The organism is Micromonospora sp. WMMD980, assembly GCF_029626035.1.
Taxonomy (GTDB): domain Bacteria; phylum Actinomycetota; class Actinomycetes; order Mycobacteriales; family Micromonosporaceae; genus Micromonospora.
The window spans coordinates 5,634,340-5,650,284 of record NZ_JARUBE010000003.1 but is presented as its reverse complement, the minus strand read 5'-3'; the positions used below and the strand labels follow the sequence as shown (position 1 = coordinate 5,650,284).

Genomic DNA, 15,945 nt, shown 5'->3' with positions numbered 1-15,945 from the left:
GGCCGGGTGCCGGCTGTGCCATTATTCGACGCAGGCCCGCCGACGCCGAAGGGTGGCCCATGTCGCAGGATCTCCCCATTCCCAGGCAGGACAACCGCGCCGACGGCACCACGGTGGTGGAGTGGGGCGACACCGACGCCGAGGCCGCCCCGTCCGGCCGGGTGGGCCGGTCACTGGCCGGCCTGGGCCGCGACCACCGCCTGCCGCCGGTGCTCGCCGGGCTCGGCGCGGTCGCCGTGCTCGCCTCGCTGATCGGCGAGTGGCTGGTGATCACGGTGCCGAACGAGGGCGAGGACGGGAACACCACGTTCCGGCTCCCCAGCGGCGTCGCCGAGATCGGCGGCTTCGGCGCGGCGTACCTCGTGGGTCTGCTCGGTCTGTCGGTCGCGGTGGCGCTCGCGCTGCGCGGCGCCCCCGCGGTGCGGCAGCACGCCCGGATCGCCGGGCTGGGCCTCGCGGCGACCCTGATCGGCGTGCTGGTCGCGGCCGCCGCGTCCCTCCAGCAGCTCGCCCGGCATGTCCTGTTCTTCCCGACCGAGCAGCGCCTCCAGGTGGAGCACGGCCGGGGCCTGATCACCGCGTTCCTGGCGGTGGCGCTGCTGGCCGCCGCGCTGCACCTGGCCGGGCGGGTCGGGGACCGGGCCACCGACCGGGCGGACACCGACGTGACGCCGGACGACGACGGGCCGGACGAGCGGTGCGCCCGGCGCCGGCGGGACCGGGACGACGAGGTGCCGCCGGGGCCGGCCGACCTGACGGTGGAGCCGACCCTGCCGTTCGCCGGCCCCGAGCGCTCCCGCTGACCGGTCCCGTCCCGGTCGCCGGCCACCGGATCGCCGCCTCGGATTCGCGCCCGATTCGCCGGAATGCCATGGCCGCCCCCGGTCGTGCGAGATACGGTTGCCTGCCCACCGTCCGGTGGCCGCGGCAGCGAGGACCTGGTCGGCCGGCGTGACGGTGGCGGGCGAAGGAGGAACCATGACCCGCCCGGGCCTGCCCAAGCTGATCGCCACCGACCTCGACGGCACGCTCGTCCGCAGCGACGACACCGTCTCCGCGTACACCCACTCGGTGCTGGACCGGGTGCGGGCGGCCGGGATCCCGGTCGTCGGCGCGACCGGGCGCGGGCCTCGGCTGGCCGAGCTGAGCCGAAACGACATCCGCGCCGCCGACTTCCTGGTGATGGCCGGTGGCGGCTGGGTGGTCGACCAGAGCGATCCGGCCGGCCCGCTGGTGCTGCGCGATGAGCGCCTCAGCGGTGAGGTGCTCGCCCGGCTCCTCGCCGACCTGGAGGCCGCCGTCGGCCCGCTCACCGTGATGGTGGAGGCGTCCGGCGAGCACGACGCGCCGCTCTGGGGCGACTACCACCCGAGCTGGCCCTACCCGGACCGGTTCGAGGCGCGCAGCCGGGCCGAGTGTCTCTCCTGCGACGTGGTCAAGGCGTTCGCCCGCACCGAGGACCACCACGTCGACGAGCTGCTCGCCGCCGCCCGCCGGATCGTGCCGCCGGAGGTGGCCACGCTCACCCAGGCCGGGCTCGGGTTCGTCGAGATCTGCCCGCCGGGGGTCGACAAGGCCACCGGGCTGAGCGTGGTCGCCGAGCGGCTCGGCGTCGACCCGGCGGACGTGCTGGTCTTCGGCGACCAGCCCAACGACCTGCCGATGTTCGGCTGGGCCGGGTGGTCCAGGGTGGCGGTGGCGAACGCCCACCCGGAGCTGCGCGCCGCCGCCGACGAGATCACCCTGCGCAACGACGACGACGGCGTCGCGGTCTACCTGGACCGACTACTCTCCCGGTGATGGGAGAGCCACCTCGACTCGTCGCGACCGACATCGACGGCACGCTGCTGCGCGACGACCGGACGATCAGCCGGCGCACCGCGGGGGTGCTGGCCCGGATCGCCGCCGGGGGCACGCCGGTCGTGCTGGTCACCGGCCGCCCGATCCGCTGGCTCCAACTGGTGTACGACCAGCTCGACGAGCCGTTGCCGGCGATCTGCGCCAACGGCGCGGTGGTGTACGACCCGATCGCCGACGAGGTGCTGCGCGCCGACCCGCTCGCCCCGGAGCTGCTGGCCGAGGTGGCCCGCCGGCTGCGGGCCGAGGTGCCCGGGGTGAGCTTCGCGGTGGAGGTCGGGGACAGCCGGCAGATGCGGCACGAGGCGCACTATCCGCTGCGCTGGGACGCCGACGCCGAGGCCATCCGGGCGGTCGAGTCGCCGGCGGAGCTGCTCGCCGCACCCGCGGTGAAACTGCTGGTCCGGGCCGGCGAGCAGGATCCGGACGTGTTCGTCCGGGTGGTGGCCGGCGCGCTGGAAGGGCTGGCCGAGGCGACCCACTCGTCGTACAGCGGGCTGGTCGAGATCTCCGCCGCCGGTGTCACCAAGGCGGCCGGCCTGGCCTGGTTCGCGGCCCGGCTGGGCGTCGACGAACGGGACGTGCTGGCCTTCGGCGACATGCCGAACGACGTGCCGATGCTGACCTGGGCCGGGCGGGCGGTGGCGGTGGCCAACGCCCACCCGGCGGTGCGGGAGATCGCGGACGAGGTCACCGGCGCGAACACCGACGACGGCGTCGCGGCGTACTTGGAGACGGTCTTCGGGCTGGACTGACGGCGCGGGCCGGGGGCACGTCGCGCGCCCCGGCCCGCGCGGGTCACAGGTACTGACCGGGGGCGTGGCCCTCGTGGCCACCGGGCATCCCCGGCATGCCCGGCACCATCGCCCCGGGGCCGCTGGGCAGCGCCTGGCGGCCGGAGCGCATCTGCTCCAACTGGACGCGGGCGGCCATCTGCTGGGCGACCAGCGCGGCCTGGATGCCGTGGAACAGCCCCTCCAGCCAGCCGACCAGCTGGGCGTGGGCGATGCGCAGCTCACCCTCGCTGGGCGCCTGCTGCTCGGTGAACGGCAGCGAGATCCGCTCCAGCTCCTCGCGCAGCTCGGGGGCGAGGCCCTCCTTCAGCTCGACGATCGAGCGCTCGTGGATCTCGCGCATCCGGTGCCGGCTGGCGTCGTCCAGCGGGGCGGCCTTCACCTCCTCCAGCAGCTGTTTGATCATGCTGCCGATCCGCATCACCTTGGCCGGCTGCTCGACCAGGCGGGTCGGGTCCTCGCCCTTGCCCTCCTCGGCCTGCACGGTGCCGACCGGTCGGCCGTCCGGCCCGACCACCACCACGGTGCCGGGGATGCCGTCGTTGCCCTGTTCGCCGTCGTGTCCGCCGGAGTGTGCTTCCGTCATGGCACCCATCTTTACCCACCCCGACCACGCACACGCGCCCAGGACCGGACCGGCTACCGTCCTCGCATGGCCGGCGACCCCCGCGACGTGCTGACCCGACCGGCCCCGCCGCCGGACGTCACAGTCGCCTACGGCGACCATCCGGACCAGTGCGCCGACCTGCGCCGCCCGGCCGGCGAGGGACCCACCCGGCCGCTGGTCGTGGTGGTGCACGGCGGGTTCTGGCGGGCGGAGTACGACCGCGCCCACACCGGCCCGATGGCGGCCGCGCTGGCCGCGCTCGGTCATCCGGTGGCCCAGCTCGAATACCGCCGGACCGGTCCACCGGGCGACGGCCGGCCGCACCCGCTCACCGACGTGCTCACCGGGGTCGCCGCCCTGCCCGGGCTGGCCGCCGCCGCGCTGCCCGGCCGGGTGGCGGCGGTCCCGCCGGTCCTGGTGGGTCACTCGGCCGGCGGGCACCTCGCGCTGTACGCCGCCGCGCACGCCCCGGACTCCGTCGCCGGGGTGCTCGCGCTGGCGCCGGTCGCGGACCTCGCCGAGGCGTACCGGCTGGACCTGGACGGAGGGGCGGTGGCCGCGCTGCTCGGTGGTGGCCCGGCCGACGTGCCGGACCGGTACGCGGACGCGGATCCATCGGCATTGGTGCCGATCCGGGTACGCACGGTAGTCGTGCACGGGACCCTCGACCAGCAGGTTCCGGTGGCCACGAGCCGCTCCTGGGTGGCCGCCGACCGGGCCTCCGGTGGCGATGCCACGCTGGTTGAGCTGCCGGAATGCGAGCACTTCGGGCTGATCGCGCCGGATTCGGCCGCCTGGCCCCGGGTTGTCGAGGCGTTGCGGTCGCTTCACGATGATCTTCAGGGCATTGACGCAGCGTCGCCGACCAGGTAGAACGCCGAAGGGGTGTGCACCATGGCCACCCCGGCGGGAAGGAAGTTCGGTGGCACAGATGAACCGCAGGCGGGCCCTGCAACTGCTGGCCGCGCTCGGCACCACCGGACTCGTGGCCGGTTGCGGCTCCGGGGACGACACCGAGGAGGCCGCGTCCGGCAGCCCGATCAAGATCGGGTTGATCGTGCCCGGCAGCGGGCCGAACAAGGCCGTCGGCGAAGAGATCAGCAACGGCTTCCAGCTCTTCCTCAGCACCCACGGTCAGCAGCTCGGCGGGCACCCGGTCACGGTGGTGCAGGCCGAGGAGGGCGACAGCGCCGCGACCGGCAAGGCCGCCGTCGACCGGCTGCTGAAGGAGGGCGTGCTCGCGCTCACCGGTGTGGTCAGCCCGGCCGTCATGATCGGCATCCGGAACGTCGTGGAGGAGGCCCGGGTACCTCTGATCGGTTCCAACGCCTCGCCCAAGGAACTCCAGAGCGTGGTCTACATCTGGCGCACCTCGTACGTGCTGGACGAGCCGGGATTCGCGCTCGGGGAGCACCTGCGCCAGACCCTCGACCCGTCCAGCCGGATCGCCATCTTCGGCGCCCAGGGGACGGGCAGCCAGGACGTCGTCGCCGGGCTGCGCCGCGGGTACGAGCAGGGCCGCCGGCTCACCGAGGACCCGATCTACACCCCCAACTACGCCAACCCCGGCAAGAGCGCCTACGCCGGCCCGATCCGCAAGGCGCTGGCCCGCGAGCCGGACGCGATCTTCTGCCACTACAGCGGCTCGCAGGCGGTGCAGTTCATCAAGCAGCTCTACGACGAGGGCTATCGGGGGCCGATCTACGCGCCCGGTTTCCTCACCGAGGGCACCGTCCTCGAACAGCTCGACGACGGCGAGAAGGGCCGGGACCGCCGGCTGATCGAGGAGCACGGTATCGAAACCGCGCTGAACTACTCGGCCGACCTGAACAACACCCCGAACCGGGTGTTCGCCTCGGCCTACCGCAAGACGTTCAACACCTCGCCGACCACCTACGCGATGGCCTCCTACGACGCGGCGCAGGTGCTGGACAAGGCGATCCGGCTGGTCGGCGGCGACCCGTCCCCGACCCAGCTCAACCTGGCGCTCGGCAAGATCGGCCAGATCGACAGCCCGCGCGGTTCCTGGCAGTTCAACCAGCCGCGTACCCCGCAGCAGAAGTGGTACCTGCGCAGGGTGCAGTTGGACGGCCGGATGCTCGCCAACGTGGTGATCAACGAGCTGGCCACGCTCGGCTGACGCGACGAGAGGCGGCCTCCCGCCGGGAGACCGCCTCTCGAACCGCCCTGACGTCAGTGCCGCAGCTCGGCGATGCAGCACTTCACGCTGCCGCCGCCCTTCTTCAGCTCGGCCAACTCCACCGGCACCGGATGGTAGCCGGCCGCCTTCAGCGTGCCGGCCAGCCGGGTGGCCTCGCTGTTCAGCACCACGTTGAGCCCGTCGCTGACCAGGTTCAGGCCGAAGGCCAGGGCGTCCTCGTCGTCCGCGACGACCGCGTCCGGGAAGAGCTGGTGCAGCACCCGCTGGCTGGCCGCCGAGAAGGCGCCCGGGTAGTAGACGACGTTCCCGTCGTCGATCGAGGCGAGCGCCACGTCCAGGTGGTAGAAGCGCGGGTCGACCAGACGCAGCGAGACCACCGGTCGGCCGAGCGCCTCCTGCGCCTCGGCGTGCGCGGCCAGCTCGGTACGGAAGCCGTGGCCGGCGAGGATCAGCCCGCCGTGCGCTTCCGGCAGGTACGCGAAGTCGCCCTCACCCTCGTTCGTCTCGCTCGGCGCGATGAAGTGCCAGCCCTGCTCCTCGTAGAACGCCCGGTGCGCGGCGGCCTCGCCGACCCGCTGCTCGTGCTTGAACCGGGCGCCGTAGACCGTGCCGTCGACCACGAAGGCGCCGTTGGCCGCGAAGACCATGTCCGGCAGGCCCGCCTCGGGGGTGAGCGTGTGCACGTCGTGGCCGAGCCCGAGCAGCGTCTCGCGCAGCCGGTCCCACTGCTTGACCGCCAGGTCGGCGTCGACCGCCGTGGTCACGTCCATCCACGGGTTGATCGCGTACTCGACCGCGAAGTGCTCAGGGGAGCACATGAGATATGTCCGCTTTCGCGGGACTCGCTGCTGGTTCACGGTCACCAAGAGTAGGTACGGTAGAACTTTGGTAACAGCCACAACCATTGCTTCCCAGAGGCGGAACGTTGCAGATAGACGCGGTCGACCAGCGAATCATTGCGTTGCTCGTGGCGGACGCCCGCGCCTCCTACGCGGACATCGGCACCCGCGTGTCACTCTCCGCCCCCGCCGTGAAGCGCCGGGTCGACCGGCTGCGCGCCGCCGGGGTGATCCGCGGCTTCACCGCGGTCGTCGACCCCGCCGCCGTCGGCTGGACCACCGAAGCCTTCGTCGAGCTGTTCTGCGCCGGCCGGACCACCCCCACGCAGATCGGCGTCGCCGCCCGGCGGCACCCCGAGGTGGTCGGCGCCTACACCGTCTCCGGCGAGGCCGACGCGCTGGTGCACCTGCGCGCTGCCGACATCGCCCACCTCGAGGAGGCGTTGGAACGGCTGCGCGCCGAACCGTTCGTCACCTCGTCCCGCAGCACCATCGTGCTGTCCCGGTTGGTCGAGTCGCCCGGCGTCGGACCCTCCAACCCCTGACGGGGTTGACCTCAACCCCGCTTCACGTCGTTGACTCGGCTCGGACGAGAGCCGAGGGAGGCGCGATGCGTGCGGTGTGGCTGCGGGAGTTCGGCGGACCGGAGGTGCTCGTAGCGGGGTCGGCGCCCGACCCGGCGCCCGGGCCGGGCCAGGTCCTCGTCGAGGTGGCGCACGCCAACATCACCTTCGTCGAGACGATGTTCCGGGCCACCGGCTTCGGCCCGTTCGCCGGTGACCTGCCGTTGATCCCCGGCAACGGCGTCGGCGGCACGATCGCGGCCGTCGGCCCCGGGGTCGATCCGACGCTCGTCGGCCGGCGCGTCGTCACCGGCACCGGCGGCACCGGCGGCTATGCCGAGCGCGTCGTCGTCGACCGGGATGCGCCGGCCGGCGTACCCCCGGGGTTGCCGCTGGATCAGGCGGTGGCGGTGCTGGCCGACGGCCGGACCGCCCTCATGCTGGTCCGGGCGGCGGACCCACGGCCCGGCGAGCGGGTCCTCGTGGAGGCCGCCGCCGGCGGGGTCGGCACCCTGCTGACGCAGCTCGTCGGGCAGGCCGGCGCCACCGTGGTGGCCGCCGCCGGCGGCCCCGACAAGGTCACCGTGCTCCGCGACGCGAAGCTCGACGTGGTGGTCGACTACCGGGAGCCGAACTGGGCCGACCAGGTGCGGGCCGCCGTCGGCGCCGTCGACGTGGTCCTCGACGGCGTCGGTGGCACACTCGCCCGCCAGGCATTCGACCTGCTCGACCACGGCGGCCGGATGCTCAGCTTCGGGCTGGCCAGCGGCGCCTGGGCGGATGTGCCGGCCGACGTCGCCGCGGAGCGCGGGGTGACGCTGCTACGACCCCGACCTCGACCCGACGAGCTGCGCGCACTCACCGAGGAGGCGCTCGCCATGGCCGCGGCCGGCCGGCTCCGGCCGCTGATCGCCCAACGTTTCCCGCTGGAACGGGCCGCCGACGCGCACGCCGCCATGGAAGCCCGCGCCACCGTCGGCAAGACCCTGCTCGACGTGCGCTGACCTCAGAGGTACATGCCGGTGCGGTGCTCCTGCGCCCGCGCCGGCTTGTCGCCCTCGCCGAAGAACCGCTTGCCGCCGAACTCGCCGTGCAGCCGGTCGTCCAGCTCGTCGGCGAGGCCGGTCATCACCTGCACGGCGAGCATCAGATGGGTGGCCTGGAAGTTACGGCCGAAGACCGGGATCGACGCCCACACCGTGTCGTCGGCGCAGTAGAGCCGGCCGATCGGCATCCGGTTGGTCAACTCGGAGAGCTTCACGTAGAGCCGCTCGGTCGGCTCGACCTCGGTCAGCACCGGCGAGAAGACGTCGACGAGCGGCGGATTGTCCCGCACCCGTACGAAGACCATGGCCGAGCCGGCCCGAATGTTGATGTCACCGTCGGAGTCGACCTGCACCTGGTCGGAGTCGGACTTGAGCATCGTCGAGACGACCGTGCGGACCCGCTCCTCCAGGGCCAGCACGTCGTTCTCGCCCGCGTTCGCCGCCGCCGCGGCGGCCAACGCCTCGTCCAGGTCGGCCTCCACGTCCCGGTCCGACCCGAACTCGGCGCGGGCGGTGCCGAGCGGCTCCACCGGCAGCGGCTCACCGTCGGCGTCGTGCACCAGATAGACCAGGAACGCGGGATGCGGGGCGCCGTAGACGTCACGCAGCGTCCGGGAGAGCACGGCGGACAACCGGGTCGCCTCGTCGACGCCGCAGTCCAGGCCGAACTGCTCACCGGAGCCCGACACCACCCCCGGCGGCGACCAACCCAGCGCCACCATGTCGGCCACCGCCGCCCGGTCCAGCCGGTAACCCTGCGGCAGGGTGGCGTTGCCGACCGCCCGGGCCGACAGGCCACCCTCCGCGCCGGCGTCCGCGCTGACCGAGTAGACGGCGTCCCCCGTGCCGGAGGCCGTCGGGTCGAGGGTGACCTCCAGGTGCCCACCGGCGGGCAGTCCGCGCAACCGATCGGCCAGGGCGCGGGCGAACTCCCGCCAGGCCTCGGTCACCTTGGCCCGCAGGTCGGCCGTGGTCGGCTCGTCCAGCAGGATCGACTCGTGCTGCTCCGGCGCGCCGCCGGAAGGCTCGTCGACCGGCGCCGAGGGGTGGTCTGCCGTCATGATCGCCTCCGTCCGTTCCCGCCACCCTACCCAGGGGCACTTCCGGCCGGACGTACTACTTCGCCCCGGTGGTCCCGTCCAGCTCCACCGGCCAGGAGCCGGCGAGAGCGCTGATCCGGGCGGCCGCCGCGGCCGGATCCGCGCCGCGCCCCACGGCCACCCCCAACAGGTACGCGCTGACCGGCGCGCCCGGCCGGAGCACCTGGTGCGCCACGTCCCGGGCCACGTCGAGCACCACCGAAACGGGCACCTCGGCCCGATCCAGGTCCAGCTCCGCACAGGCCGCGGTGAGCCAGTCGTCCAGCACCGTCATGTCGCCCACTCCTCGGCCCGGCGTACGTCCCCGTCAGTGTCGCAGTCGAACCAGGGCGGCGCCCCGGCACCGGACCAGACCACCTCCCGGACCGTGGTGCCGGCCAGCAGCTCGCGTACCGGAGCGCCGTCGACAGTTCCGCCCCGGCTCGCCGCCAGCCGGTCGAGCGCGGCGCGCAGCGTGGCCAGGCGCCAGACCCCGCAGAGCTGCTGGCGGCGGCCGTCGCCGTCCACGTAACAGGCCACCCCGTCGGCCGACCCGGCGAGCGCGCGCCGCAACTCGGCCACCGCGCCGGCGGTGAGCAGCGGCAGGTCGGCGGCGAGCAGGGCAACCACGGGCGGGTCGGAACGCAGCAGGGCCAGCCCCGCCGCCGTGGCGGCCACCGGACCACCCCCGGGCGGGTCCTCCCGGGTCACCCGCGTTCCCGCCGGCACCGGACCGGACGGGCCGACCACGACCCGCTCGCTCGCCTCGGCCACCGCCGCCAGCACTCGGTGCAACATCGGCCGGCCGCCGACCGGACGGGCCGGCTTGTCCACCCCGCCCATCCGCCGGGCCGCGCCGCCGGCGAGCAGCACCGCCGCGTACCCGGTCACCGCCTCACCCTACCCAGGCCCCCACCGGTACGCGGGTCGACGCCTTTGATCGACTCCGGTCCGCCGAGGTGGCGGGACCCCGGAGCGATCGACGTAGCCACCCCGCCGCACTGGTGTCGATCATGGGGGCCCGGCCGGCGTGCGGGCGCGGCCGGCGTGCGGGCGCGGCCGGCGTGCGGGCGCGGCCGGCGTGCGGGCGCGGCCGGCGTGCGGGCGCGGCCGGCGTGCGGGCGCGGCCGGCGTGCGGGCGCGGCCGGCGTGCGGGCGCGGCCGGCGTGCGGGCGCGGCCGGCGTGCGGGCGCGGCCGGCGTGCGGGCGCGGCCGGCGTGCGGGCGCGGAAACGTGCAGGTGCGGGAGCGTGGCGGGTGGGAGCGTGGCGGGTGGGAGCTGGAGGTGCGGGCGGGGTGGGTGCGGGAGAGGATGGCGGGATGGGACGGGCGACAGACCGGCGAGGCGTGCTGCGGATCGACCTCGGGGCGACGGACGAACGTCGGGCCCGGGTTCGCCGGCAGGACACCATGGCCGTCGAGGAGCCGCTGGAGATCCGGGTCGGGCCGGCCGGCCCCGGCCGCCGCCGACCGCTCGCGGTGACCATGCGCACTCCGGGCGACGACCTGGACCTGGCGATCGGCTTCCTGCTCACCGAAGGGCTGATCCGGTCGGCGGAGGACGTGCACACCGCGCAGCTGTGCGCCGGCGCGGACACACCCAACACCTACAACGTGGTCGACGTGGTGCTCTCCCCCGGTGTGCCGGAGCCGGCGACCGACCCGACGCGAAACTTCTACACCACCAGCTCGTGCGGAGTGTGCGGCAAGGCGAGCATCGAGTCCGTGCGCACCCGCTCCCGGTTCGCCGTGCGGGAGGACCCGCTGAAGGTGACCGCCGAACTGCTGGCCGCGCTGCCCGACCGGCTACGCGCCGCGCAGCGCGCCTTCGACCGTACCGGCGGCCTGCACGCGGCCGGGCTCTTCGACGCCGACGGCGAACTGCTGGTGCTGCGCGAGGACGTGGGCCGGCACAACGCCGTGGACAAGGTGGTCGGCTGGGCCGCCCGCGCGGACCGGCTGCCGCTCGCCGGCCACGTGCTGCTCGTCTCCGGCCGCGCCAGTTTCGAACTCACCCAGAAGGCGTGGATGGCCGGGGTGCCGCTGCTGGCGGCGGTCTCCGCGCCCAGCACGCTCGCCGCCGAGCTGGCCGAGGAGGCCGGGATGACGCTTGTCGGCTTCCTGCGTGGCCCGACCATGAACGTCTACACCGGTACGCAGCGCGTGCCCGGTTGACCCACGCCCGTTCAGCGGGGCGGGCGACGCCGCCGACGCCGGCGCAGCACGGCCCCGCCGGCGTCGGTAGGCCAGCCGTCCAGCTCGGACGGGGGCAGCCCTCGACGGAGCGCCTCGTCGAGAAGCACCGCGAGCGGGTATTCGGGGTGCGTCGCGAGCACCCGCTCCAAGGTGACGGCGGCCAGCGCGCCGTGCCCGGCCCGCCAGGCGGCGAACGAGAGCAGCGTTCCGGGCGCCGCGGTCAGGTCCGGCTCGGCCCGCCGGAAGACGTCGGTCCAGAGGCTGATGTCGGCGTCCAGGCCGTCGGTACGGGACCACGCGTGGTCCCGTACCGCGACGTGGGTGAGGAGCACGGTCAGCCAGGCCACCTCGTCGTCGTCGAGCCGCTCGCCGCGCCGCTGCCGGCGGAACGCGGCCCGCACCGCCGCCGTGCCGGCCGAGCGCACGGCCCGGGCCTCCCCACGCCGGCCACCGGACGGGACGCCACCCGGCGCGACGCCGTCGGACGAGACGCCACCCGGTGAGTCGCTGCCGGGCGGGACACCGGTGAGTGCGGCCAGTCGGGTTCGCGCCCGGCCGGTAGCCCGGCGCATGGCGAGTCGGACCGGACCGTCGAGCGGCGACACCTGCGCCGCCAGCGCGGCCCGGTCGGGCAGGGCGACCTGGCCGGCGAAGACGGCTGCCGCGCTGACCTGGCTGGCGGCCGGGTCGTACGGGGTGCCGTCGGCCGGGCAGCAGGCCGGCTCGTCGCACAGGTAGGACCACCAGCGACCGTCGGTGACCCGGAGCGCGTCGAGGACGATCACGCCCGCCTCGTCCAGCGCCCCACCGACCGCGTCCACGGCGCCGGTCACCCGGGCTGCCGGGCCGTAGCCGATGACCGTCGCGGCGTCGGCGTCCTGCCGCACCACCACCCGGGCCAGGTGCCGGGCCGCCGGGCCCGGGTCGGACCCCGGTTCGGGCAGGTCTCCCCGGGCGGCGAAGACCACGCGCCGGCCCCGCACCGCGACCACCACCACGCTGTCGGCGGGATGGAAGCCGAGCAGGTAGGGCACGGCGGCGACGAGGTCGGCCGGTGAGCGGACGGAGAGGCGGGGGCGGTCGGTCGAGTTCATGCCGGGAGCGTGCGTGGCGCCCGGCCGGCGCGGGAGGCCCTGTGGACGACACGCAGTCCGTCCACAGCTACCCCGCGTATCGGTCCAGGTGGGCTCGATCGGCGACGATCGCGGTTCGACACGGTCCACGGATGTCCCAGGCACCGGCTACCTTGCCGTCATGGACCTGGCGTACCTGCGGGCACACCCGGAGCACCTGCCGACCTTCCTGACCCACCAGCGGATCCGGGAGACGCCGGTCGCCGGTGGCGACATCTGCACGGCGTCCCGGCTCACCCTGGACGACGGGCACTCCGTCTTCACCAAGAGCTGGCCGGAACGGGCTGTGCGACCGGCGCCCGACGGCTTCTTCGCCACCGAGGCGGCCGGCCTGCGGTGGCTGCGCGACGCCGACGCGGTGCCGGTGCCCGAGGTGCTGGTCGCGCTGCCGGAGCTGCTGGCGCTCGACTGGGTGGAGCCGGGCGAACCGGGCCCGGAGGCGGCCGAGTCGTTCGGCCGTGGGCTGGCGGGGCTGCACCGGGCCGGCGCGCCCGCGTTCGGCGCCGAGTGGCCCGGGTTCATCGGCGCGTTACCGCAGGACAACACGCCCGACCCGGGGCCCTGGTCGAGCTGGTTCGCCGGGTGTCGGCTGCTGCCGCACCTGCGGGCCTCGGTCGACCGCGGCGCGCTCAGCGGGCCCGTGGCGGCGCTCGTCGAGCAGGTGGCCGAGCGGGTCGGCGAGTTCGGCGGCGACGAGCCGCCGTCCCGACTGCACGGTGATCTCTGGCCCGGCAATCTGCTCTGGGGTGGCGACGGCCGGGTCTGGCTGGTCGACCCGGCGGCCCACGGCGGCCACCGGGAGACCGACCTCGCCCAGCTCGCGCTCTTCGGCGGCCCGCCGCACCTGGACCGGATCATCGCCGCCTACCATGAGGCGTGGCCGTTGGCCGACGGCTGGCGCGAGCGGGTGCCGCTGCACCAACTGCACCTGCTGCTGGTGCACACCGCGCTCTTCGGCGAGGTGTACGCGGAGGCGGTGTCCTCCGCCGCACGGGCCGCGCTCCGGGCCCCCGGACGCGCTACGGTCGAGCAATGACCGCCTCCCGGACGACGGCCGACGGGCCTCTCGCCGACCGCTACGGTCGCGTCGCCCGGGACCTGCGGGTCTCGCTGACCGACAAGTGCAACCTGCGCTGCACCTACTGCATGCCGGCGGAGGGCCTGCCCTGGCTGGCCGGTCCGCAGCTGCTCACCGACGACGAGATCGTCCGCCTGGTCGGCGTCGCGGTGCGCCGGCTCGGCATCACCGAGGTGCGGTTCACCGGCGGTGAGCCGCTGATCCGGCCCGGCCTGCCCGGCATCGTGGCGGCCGTGGCCGCGCTGACGCCCCGGCCACGCATCTCGCTGACCACCAACGGCATCGGCCTGGCCCGCCTCGCGCCGGCGCTGCGCGCGGCCGGGCTGGACCGGGTGAACGTCTCGCTGGACACGCTCGACCGGGACCGGTTCGCCGCCCTGACCCGGCGGGACCGGCACGACGACGTGCTCGCCGGGTTGGCCGGCGCGGCCTCCGCCGGGCTCACCCCGGTGAAGATCAACGCGGTGCTGATGCGCGGCGTCAACGACGACGAGGCGCCGGAGCTGCTGCGGTTCGCCCTGGCCCACGGCTACGAGCTGCGGTTCATCGAGCAGATGCCGCTGGACGCCCAGCACGGCTGGGACCGGTCGACCATGGTCACCGCCGACGAGATCCTGGTCGCCCTGCGCGCCGAGTTCACGTTGCGGGCGGACCCGACCGAGCGGGGCGCCGCGCCTGCCGAGACCTGGCTGGTGGACGGCGGGCCGGCCCGGGTCGGGGTGATCGGCAGCGTGACCCGGCCGTTCTGCGGCGACTGCGACCGCACCCGGCTCACCGCCGACGGTCAGGTGCGCAACTGCCTCTTCGCCACCGACGAGTCCGACCTGCGGGCCGCGCTGCGGGGCGGCGCCGACGACGAGGAGCTGGCCCGCCGCTGGCGGGCCGCGATGTGGGGCAAGCGCGCCGGGCACGGCATCGACGACCCGACCTTCCTGCAGCCCGTCCGACCGATGTCGGCGATCGGAGGATGACGGTGGAGCTGACCGTCCGCTACTTCGCCGGGGCCCGGGCCGCCGCCGGTCGCGCCGAGGAGACCGCATCCGCCGGCCGGTCGCTGGACGAACTCCTGGACGACCTCGCCGCCCGGCACGGGGAGCGACTGGCCGTGGTGCTCAAGGCGGCGAGTTTCCTGGTCGACGGCGTGGCCTGTCATGATCGTCGGGCACCGTTGCCGGCCGGGGTGACGGTGGACGTGCTGCCACCCTTCGCGGGCGGCTGAGGGAGGCCGACGTGCTGGCGATGGCGACATTCGTGGGTCTCGTCGTGCTCGTCATCGGCCTGATCCACTTCTACCTGTGGAAGCGGATGGTCCGGGACACCACCCGTCCCGGGCCCTGGCGCCGGGGCGGGGCCGTGGTGGCGATCCTGCTCGCGTTGCTCGTGCCGGCGACCATGGCCGGCACCCAGAACGGCTTCTACTGGCTGGCCTGGCCGGGCTACCTCTGGCTGGCCCTGATGTTCTACCTGCTGGTGCTGCTGCTGGTGCTCGAGGTGCCGGCAGCGGTGGTCCGGCTGGCCCTGCGCCGGCGCGCCCGGTCGGCCGCAGCCGCCGGCCCGGAACCCGAGCCGGCGCTGGTCGGCGCGGGCGGCCCGGCCCGGCCCGGCGACGCCCACCCGGCCGGTCGCACCGGCGACGCCGGCAGCCCCACGCCGCCGGACGGGGCCGACGACACGCCCCCGACCGGCGACGCGGGCGACCTGCCGGCGACCGGGGCGGGGGCGCCCGACCACGACCCGTCCCGCCGGCTGCTGCTGGCGCGCGGCGCGGCGATCTTCGCCGGGCTCACGGCCGCCGGCGTGACCGGGTACGGCGTCCGCACCGCGATGGGGCCGCCCCAACTGGACCGGGTCCGGATCCCGCTGGCCAAGCTGCCCCGGAGCATGGACGGGCTGCGGATCGCGACCGTCTCCGACATCCACCTCGGGCCGCTGCGCGGCCGGGCGCACACCGAGCGCATCGTCGCGATGATCAATCGGCTGGACGCCGACCTGGTGGCGGTGGTCGGCGACCTGGTGGACGGCTCGGTGGCCGAGTTGGGCGCGGCGGCGGAGCCGCTGCGCGACCTGCGCTCCCGGTACGGCAGCTTCTTCGTCACCGGCAACCACGAGTACTACTCCGGCGTCGAGGAGTGGGTCCGCGAGGTGGACCGTCTCGGCCTGCGGGTGCTGCAGAACGCGCGGCAGGAGATCCGAGCCCGGGGCGGGGTGCTCGACCTGGCCGGCGTCAACGATGTGACCGCCGACGGCACCGGGCTGGCCGCGCCGGCCGACTACGCCGCCGCGCTCGGCGACCGCGACCCGAGCCGCCCGGTGGTGCTGCTGGCCCACCAGCCGGTGGCCGCGCACGAGGCGGCGAAGTTCGGCGTCGACCTCCAGCTCTCCGGGCACACCCACGGCGGCCAGATGGTGCCGTTCAACCTGGCGGTGAAGCTCCAGCAGCCGGTGGTCTCCGGCCTGGGCGAGGTGGACGGCACCAAGGTCTACGTCACGAACGGGGCCGGCTTCTGGGGTCCGCCGGTGCGGGTCGGCGCTCCGCCGCAGGTGACGTTGGTGGAGCTGCGCGCCCCATAGCGTGCGGGAGCGGCCGCGTCCA

General features: G+C 74.8%; 18 protein-coding genes. 12 read left to right on the top strand and 6 right to left on the bottom strand.

All coding sequences use genetic code 11. The features are described from left to right. The first annotated feature begins 59 nt into the window (after positions 1–59). From O7618_RS26650 to O7618_RS26640, 3 genes are all read left to right on the top strand, one after another. Positions 60–803, top strand: a complete 744-nt coding sequence (locus tag O7618_RS26650; RefSeq protein ID WP_278108884.1) for a hypothetical protein — start codon at positions 60–62, stop codon at positions 801–803. A 175-nt stretch (positions 804–978) separates the two neighbouring features. Further along, positions 979–1,800 (top strand): HAD family hydrolase, encoded by an 822-nt coding sequence (locus tag O7618_RS26645; protein WP_278108883.1) that lies wholly within the window; start codon positions 979–981, stop codon positions 1,798–1,800. Next, entirely contained in the window at positions 1,800–2,612 is an 813-nt protein-coding gene (locus O7618_RS26640) for an HAD family hydrolase (protein WP_278108882.1), read from the top strand. The genes O7618_RS26645 and O7618_RS26640 overlap by 1 nt, the downstream gene beginning before the upstream one ends. A 43-nt stretch (positions 2,613–2,655) precedes the next feature. Here O7618_RS26640 and O7618_RS26635 read toward each other — a convergent pair whose 3' ends face one another. Beyond that, a complete protein-coding gene (locus tag O7618_RS26635; protein WP_278108881.1) occupies positions 2,656–3,246 on the bottom strand; it encodes a bacterial proteasome activator family protein in 591 nt (196 codons plus the stop codon). A 57-nt stretch (positions 3,247–3,303) separates the two neighbouring features. Here O7618_RS26635 and O7618_RS26630 point away from each other — a divergent pair, with 57 nt between their 5' ends. Next, complete coding sequence (locus tag O7618_RS26630; protein ID WP_278108880.1) at positions 3,304–4,131, top strand: prolyl oligopeptidase family serine peptidase; 828 nt, start codon at positions 3,304–3,306, stop codon at positions 4,129–4,131. Positions 4,132–4,180: 49 nt separating this feature from the next. Beyond that, entirely contained in the window at positions 4,181–5,398 is a 1,218-nt protein-coding gene (locus O7618_RS26625; RefSeq protein WP_278108879.1) for an ABC transporter substrate-binding protein, read from the top strand. A 53-nt stretch (positions 5,399–5,451) separates the two neighbouring features. On the opposite strand, the gene ddaH is transcribed toward O7618_RS26625, so the two are convergent. Beyond that, positions 5,452–6,285, bottom strand: coding sequence for a dimethylargininase (ddaH, locus tag O7618_RS26620; RefSeq protein WP_347405394.1), 834 nt, complete (start codon positions 6,283–6,285; stop codon positions 5,452–5,454). A gap of 59 nt (positions 6,286–6,344) precedes the next feature. Between ddaH and O7618_RS26615 the strand changes: the two genes are divergently transcribed. Continuing rightward, entirely contained in the window at positions 6,345–6,803 is a 459-nt protein-coding gene (locus O7618_RS26615) for an Lrp/AsnC family transcriptional regulator (protein WP_278108877.1), read from the top strand. 65 nt (positions 6,804–6,868) lie between these two features. Beyond that, positions 6,869–7,825, top strand: coding sequence for a zinc-binding dehydrogenase (locus O7618_RS26610; protein ID WP_278108876.1), 957 nt, complete (start codon positions 6,869–6,871; stop codon positions 7,823–7,825). Between the two features lie 2 nt (positions 7,826–7,827). Here the strand turns inward: O7618_RS26610 and O7618_RS26605 are convergent, their stop codons facing one another. Genes O7618_RS26605 through O7618_RS26595 form a run of 3 tightly spaced genes read right to left on the bottom strand, consistent with a single transcriptional unit; the run spans position 7,828 to position 9,837 of the window. Beyond that, the gene (locus O7618_RS26605; protein ID WP_278108875.1) at positions 7,828–8,928 is read right to left on the bottom strand and encodes a hypothetical protein; all 1,101 of its coding nucleotides are present in this window, start codon (positions 8,926–8,928) and stop codon (positions 7,828–7,830) included. Between the two features lie 55 nt (positions 8,929–8,983). Continuing rightward, positions 8,984–9,241, bottom strand: a complete 258-nt coding sequence (locus O7618_RS26600; protein ID WP_278108874.1) for a DUF6457 domain-containing protein — start codon at positions 9,239–9,241, stop codon at positions 8,984–8,986. Continuing rightward, the gene (locus O7618_RS26595) at positions 9,238–9,837 is read right to left on the bottom strand and encodes an NTP transferase domain-containing protein (RefSeq protein ID WP_278108873.1); all 600 of its coding nucleotides are present in this window, start codon (positions 9,835–9,837) and stop codon (positions 9,238–9,240) included. Before O7618_RS26595 ends, O7618_RS26600 begins: the two co-directional genes overlap by 4 nt. Positions 9,838–10,265: 428 nt before the next feature. Here O7618_RS26595 and fdhD point away from each other — a divergent pair, with 428 nt between their 5' ends. After that, positions 10,266–11,120: a formate dehydrogenase accessory sulfurtransferase FdhD gene (fdhD, locus tag O7618_RS26590; RefSeq protein WP_278108871.1), complete on the top strand. Its 855-nt coding sequence runs from the start codon at positions 10,266–10,268 to the stop codon at positions 11,118–11,120. A gap of 11 nt (positions 11,121–11,131) precedes the next feature. On the opposite strand, the gene O7618_RS26585 is transcribed toward fdhD, so the two are convergent. Next, the gene (locus O7618_RS26585; RefSeq protein ID WP_278108870.1) at positions 11,132–12,235 is read right to left on the bottom strand and encodes a DUF4192 domain-containing protein; all 1,104 of its coding nucleotides are present in this window, start codon (positions 12,233–12,235) and stop codon (positions 11,132–11,134) included. Between the two features lie 160 nt (positions 12,236–12,395). Here O7618_RS26585 and O7618_RS26580 point away from each other — a divergent pair, with 160 nt between their 5' ends. Genes O7618_RS26580 through O7618_RS26565 form a run of 4 tightly spaced genes read left to right on the top strand, consistent with a single transcriptional unit; the run spans position 12,396 to position 15,923 of the window. Further along, positions 12,396–13,310 (top strand): fructosamine kinase family protein, encoded by a 915-nt coding sequence (locus O7618_RS26580; RefSeq protein ID WP_278108869.1) that lies wholly within the window; start codon positions 12,396–12,398, stop codon positions 13,308–13,310. Next, the gene (gene moaA / locus O7618_RS26575; protein WP_278108868.1) at positions 13,307–14,323 is read left to right on the top strand and encodes a GTP 3',8-cyclase MoaA; all 1,017 of its coding nucleotides are present in this window, start codon (positions 13,307–13,309) and stop codon (positions 14,321–14,323) included. The genes O7618_RS26580 and moaA overlap by 4 nt, the downstream gene beginning before the upstream one ends. After that, on the top strand, positions 14,320–14,571 hold the full coding sequence (locus O7618_RS26570) for a MoaD/ThiS family protein (RefSeq protein ID WP_278108867.1): 252 nt from the start codon (positions 14,320–14,322) through the stop codon (positions 14,569–14,571). The genes moaA and O7618_RS26570 overlap by 4 nt, the downstream gene beginning before the upstream one ends. A gap of 11 nt (positions 14,572–14,582) precedes the next feature. Beyond that, on the top strand, positions 14,583–15,923 hold the full coding sequence (locus O7618_RS26565) for a metallophosphoesterase (protein ID WP_278108866.1): 1,341 nt from the start codon (positions 14,583–14,585) through the stop codon (positions 15,921–15,923). Positions 15,924–15,945: the final 22 nt, after the last annotated feature.

What these genes read in the sequence shown, in the direction of transcription:
- O7618_RS26650 (WP_278108884.1), top strand. Translation starts at nt 60, where the DNA reads ATGTCGCAGGATCTCCCCATTCCCAGGCAGGACAACCGCGCCGACGGC.
- O7618_RS26645 (WP_278108883.1), top strand. Translation starts at nt 979, where the DNA reads ATGACCCGCCCGGGCCTGCCCAAGCTGATCGCCACCGACCTCGACGGC.
- O7618_RS26640 (WP_278108882.1), top strand. Translation starts at nt 1,800, where the DNA reads ATGGGAGAGCCACCTCGACTCGTCGCGACCGACATCGACGGCACGCTG.
- O7618_RS26635 (WP_278108881.1), bottom strand. Translation starts at nt 3,246, where the DNA reads ATGGGTGCCATGACGGAAGCACACTCCGGCGGACACGACGGCGAACAG.
- O7618_RS26630 (WP_278108880.1), top strand. Translation starts at nt 3,304, where the DNA reads ATGGCCGGCGACCCCCGCGACGTGCTGACCCGACCGGCCCCGCCGCCG.
- O7618_RS26610 (WP_278108876.1), top strand. Translation starts at nt 6,869, where the DNA reads ATGCGTGCGGTGTGGCTGCGGGAGTTCGGCGGACCGGAGGTGCTCGTA.
- O7618_RS26605 (WP_278108875.1), bottom strand. Translation starts at nt 8,928, where the DNA reads ATGACGGCAGACCACCCCTCGGCGCCGGTCGACGAGCCTTCCGGCGGC.
- O7618_RS26600 (WP_278108874.1), bottom strand. Translation starts at nt 9,241, where the DNA reads ATGACGGTGCTGGACGACTGGCTCACCGCGGCCTGTGCGGAGCTGGAC.
- fdhD (WP_278108871.1), top strand. Translation starts at nt 10,266, where the DNA reads ATGGGACGGGCGACAGACCGGCGAGGCGTGCTGCGGATCGACCTCGGG.
- O7618_RS26585 (WP_278108870.1), bottom strand. Translation starts at nt 12,235, where the DNA reads ATGAACTCGACCGACCGCCCCCGCCTCTCCGTCCGCTCACCGGCCGAC.
- O7618_RS26580 (WP_278108869.1), top strand. Translation starts at nt 12,396, where the DNA reads ATGGACCTGGCGTACCTGCGGGCACACCCGGAGCACCTGCCGACCTTC.
- moaA (WP_278108868.1), top strand. Translation starts at nt 13,307, where the DNA reads ATGACCGCCTCCCGGACGACGGCCGACGGGCCTCTCGCCGACCGCTAC.
- O7618_RS26570 (WP_278108867.1), top strand. Translation starts at nt 14,320, where the DNA reads ATGACGGTGGAGCTGACCGTCCGCTACTTCGCCGGGGCCCGGGCCGCC.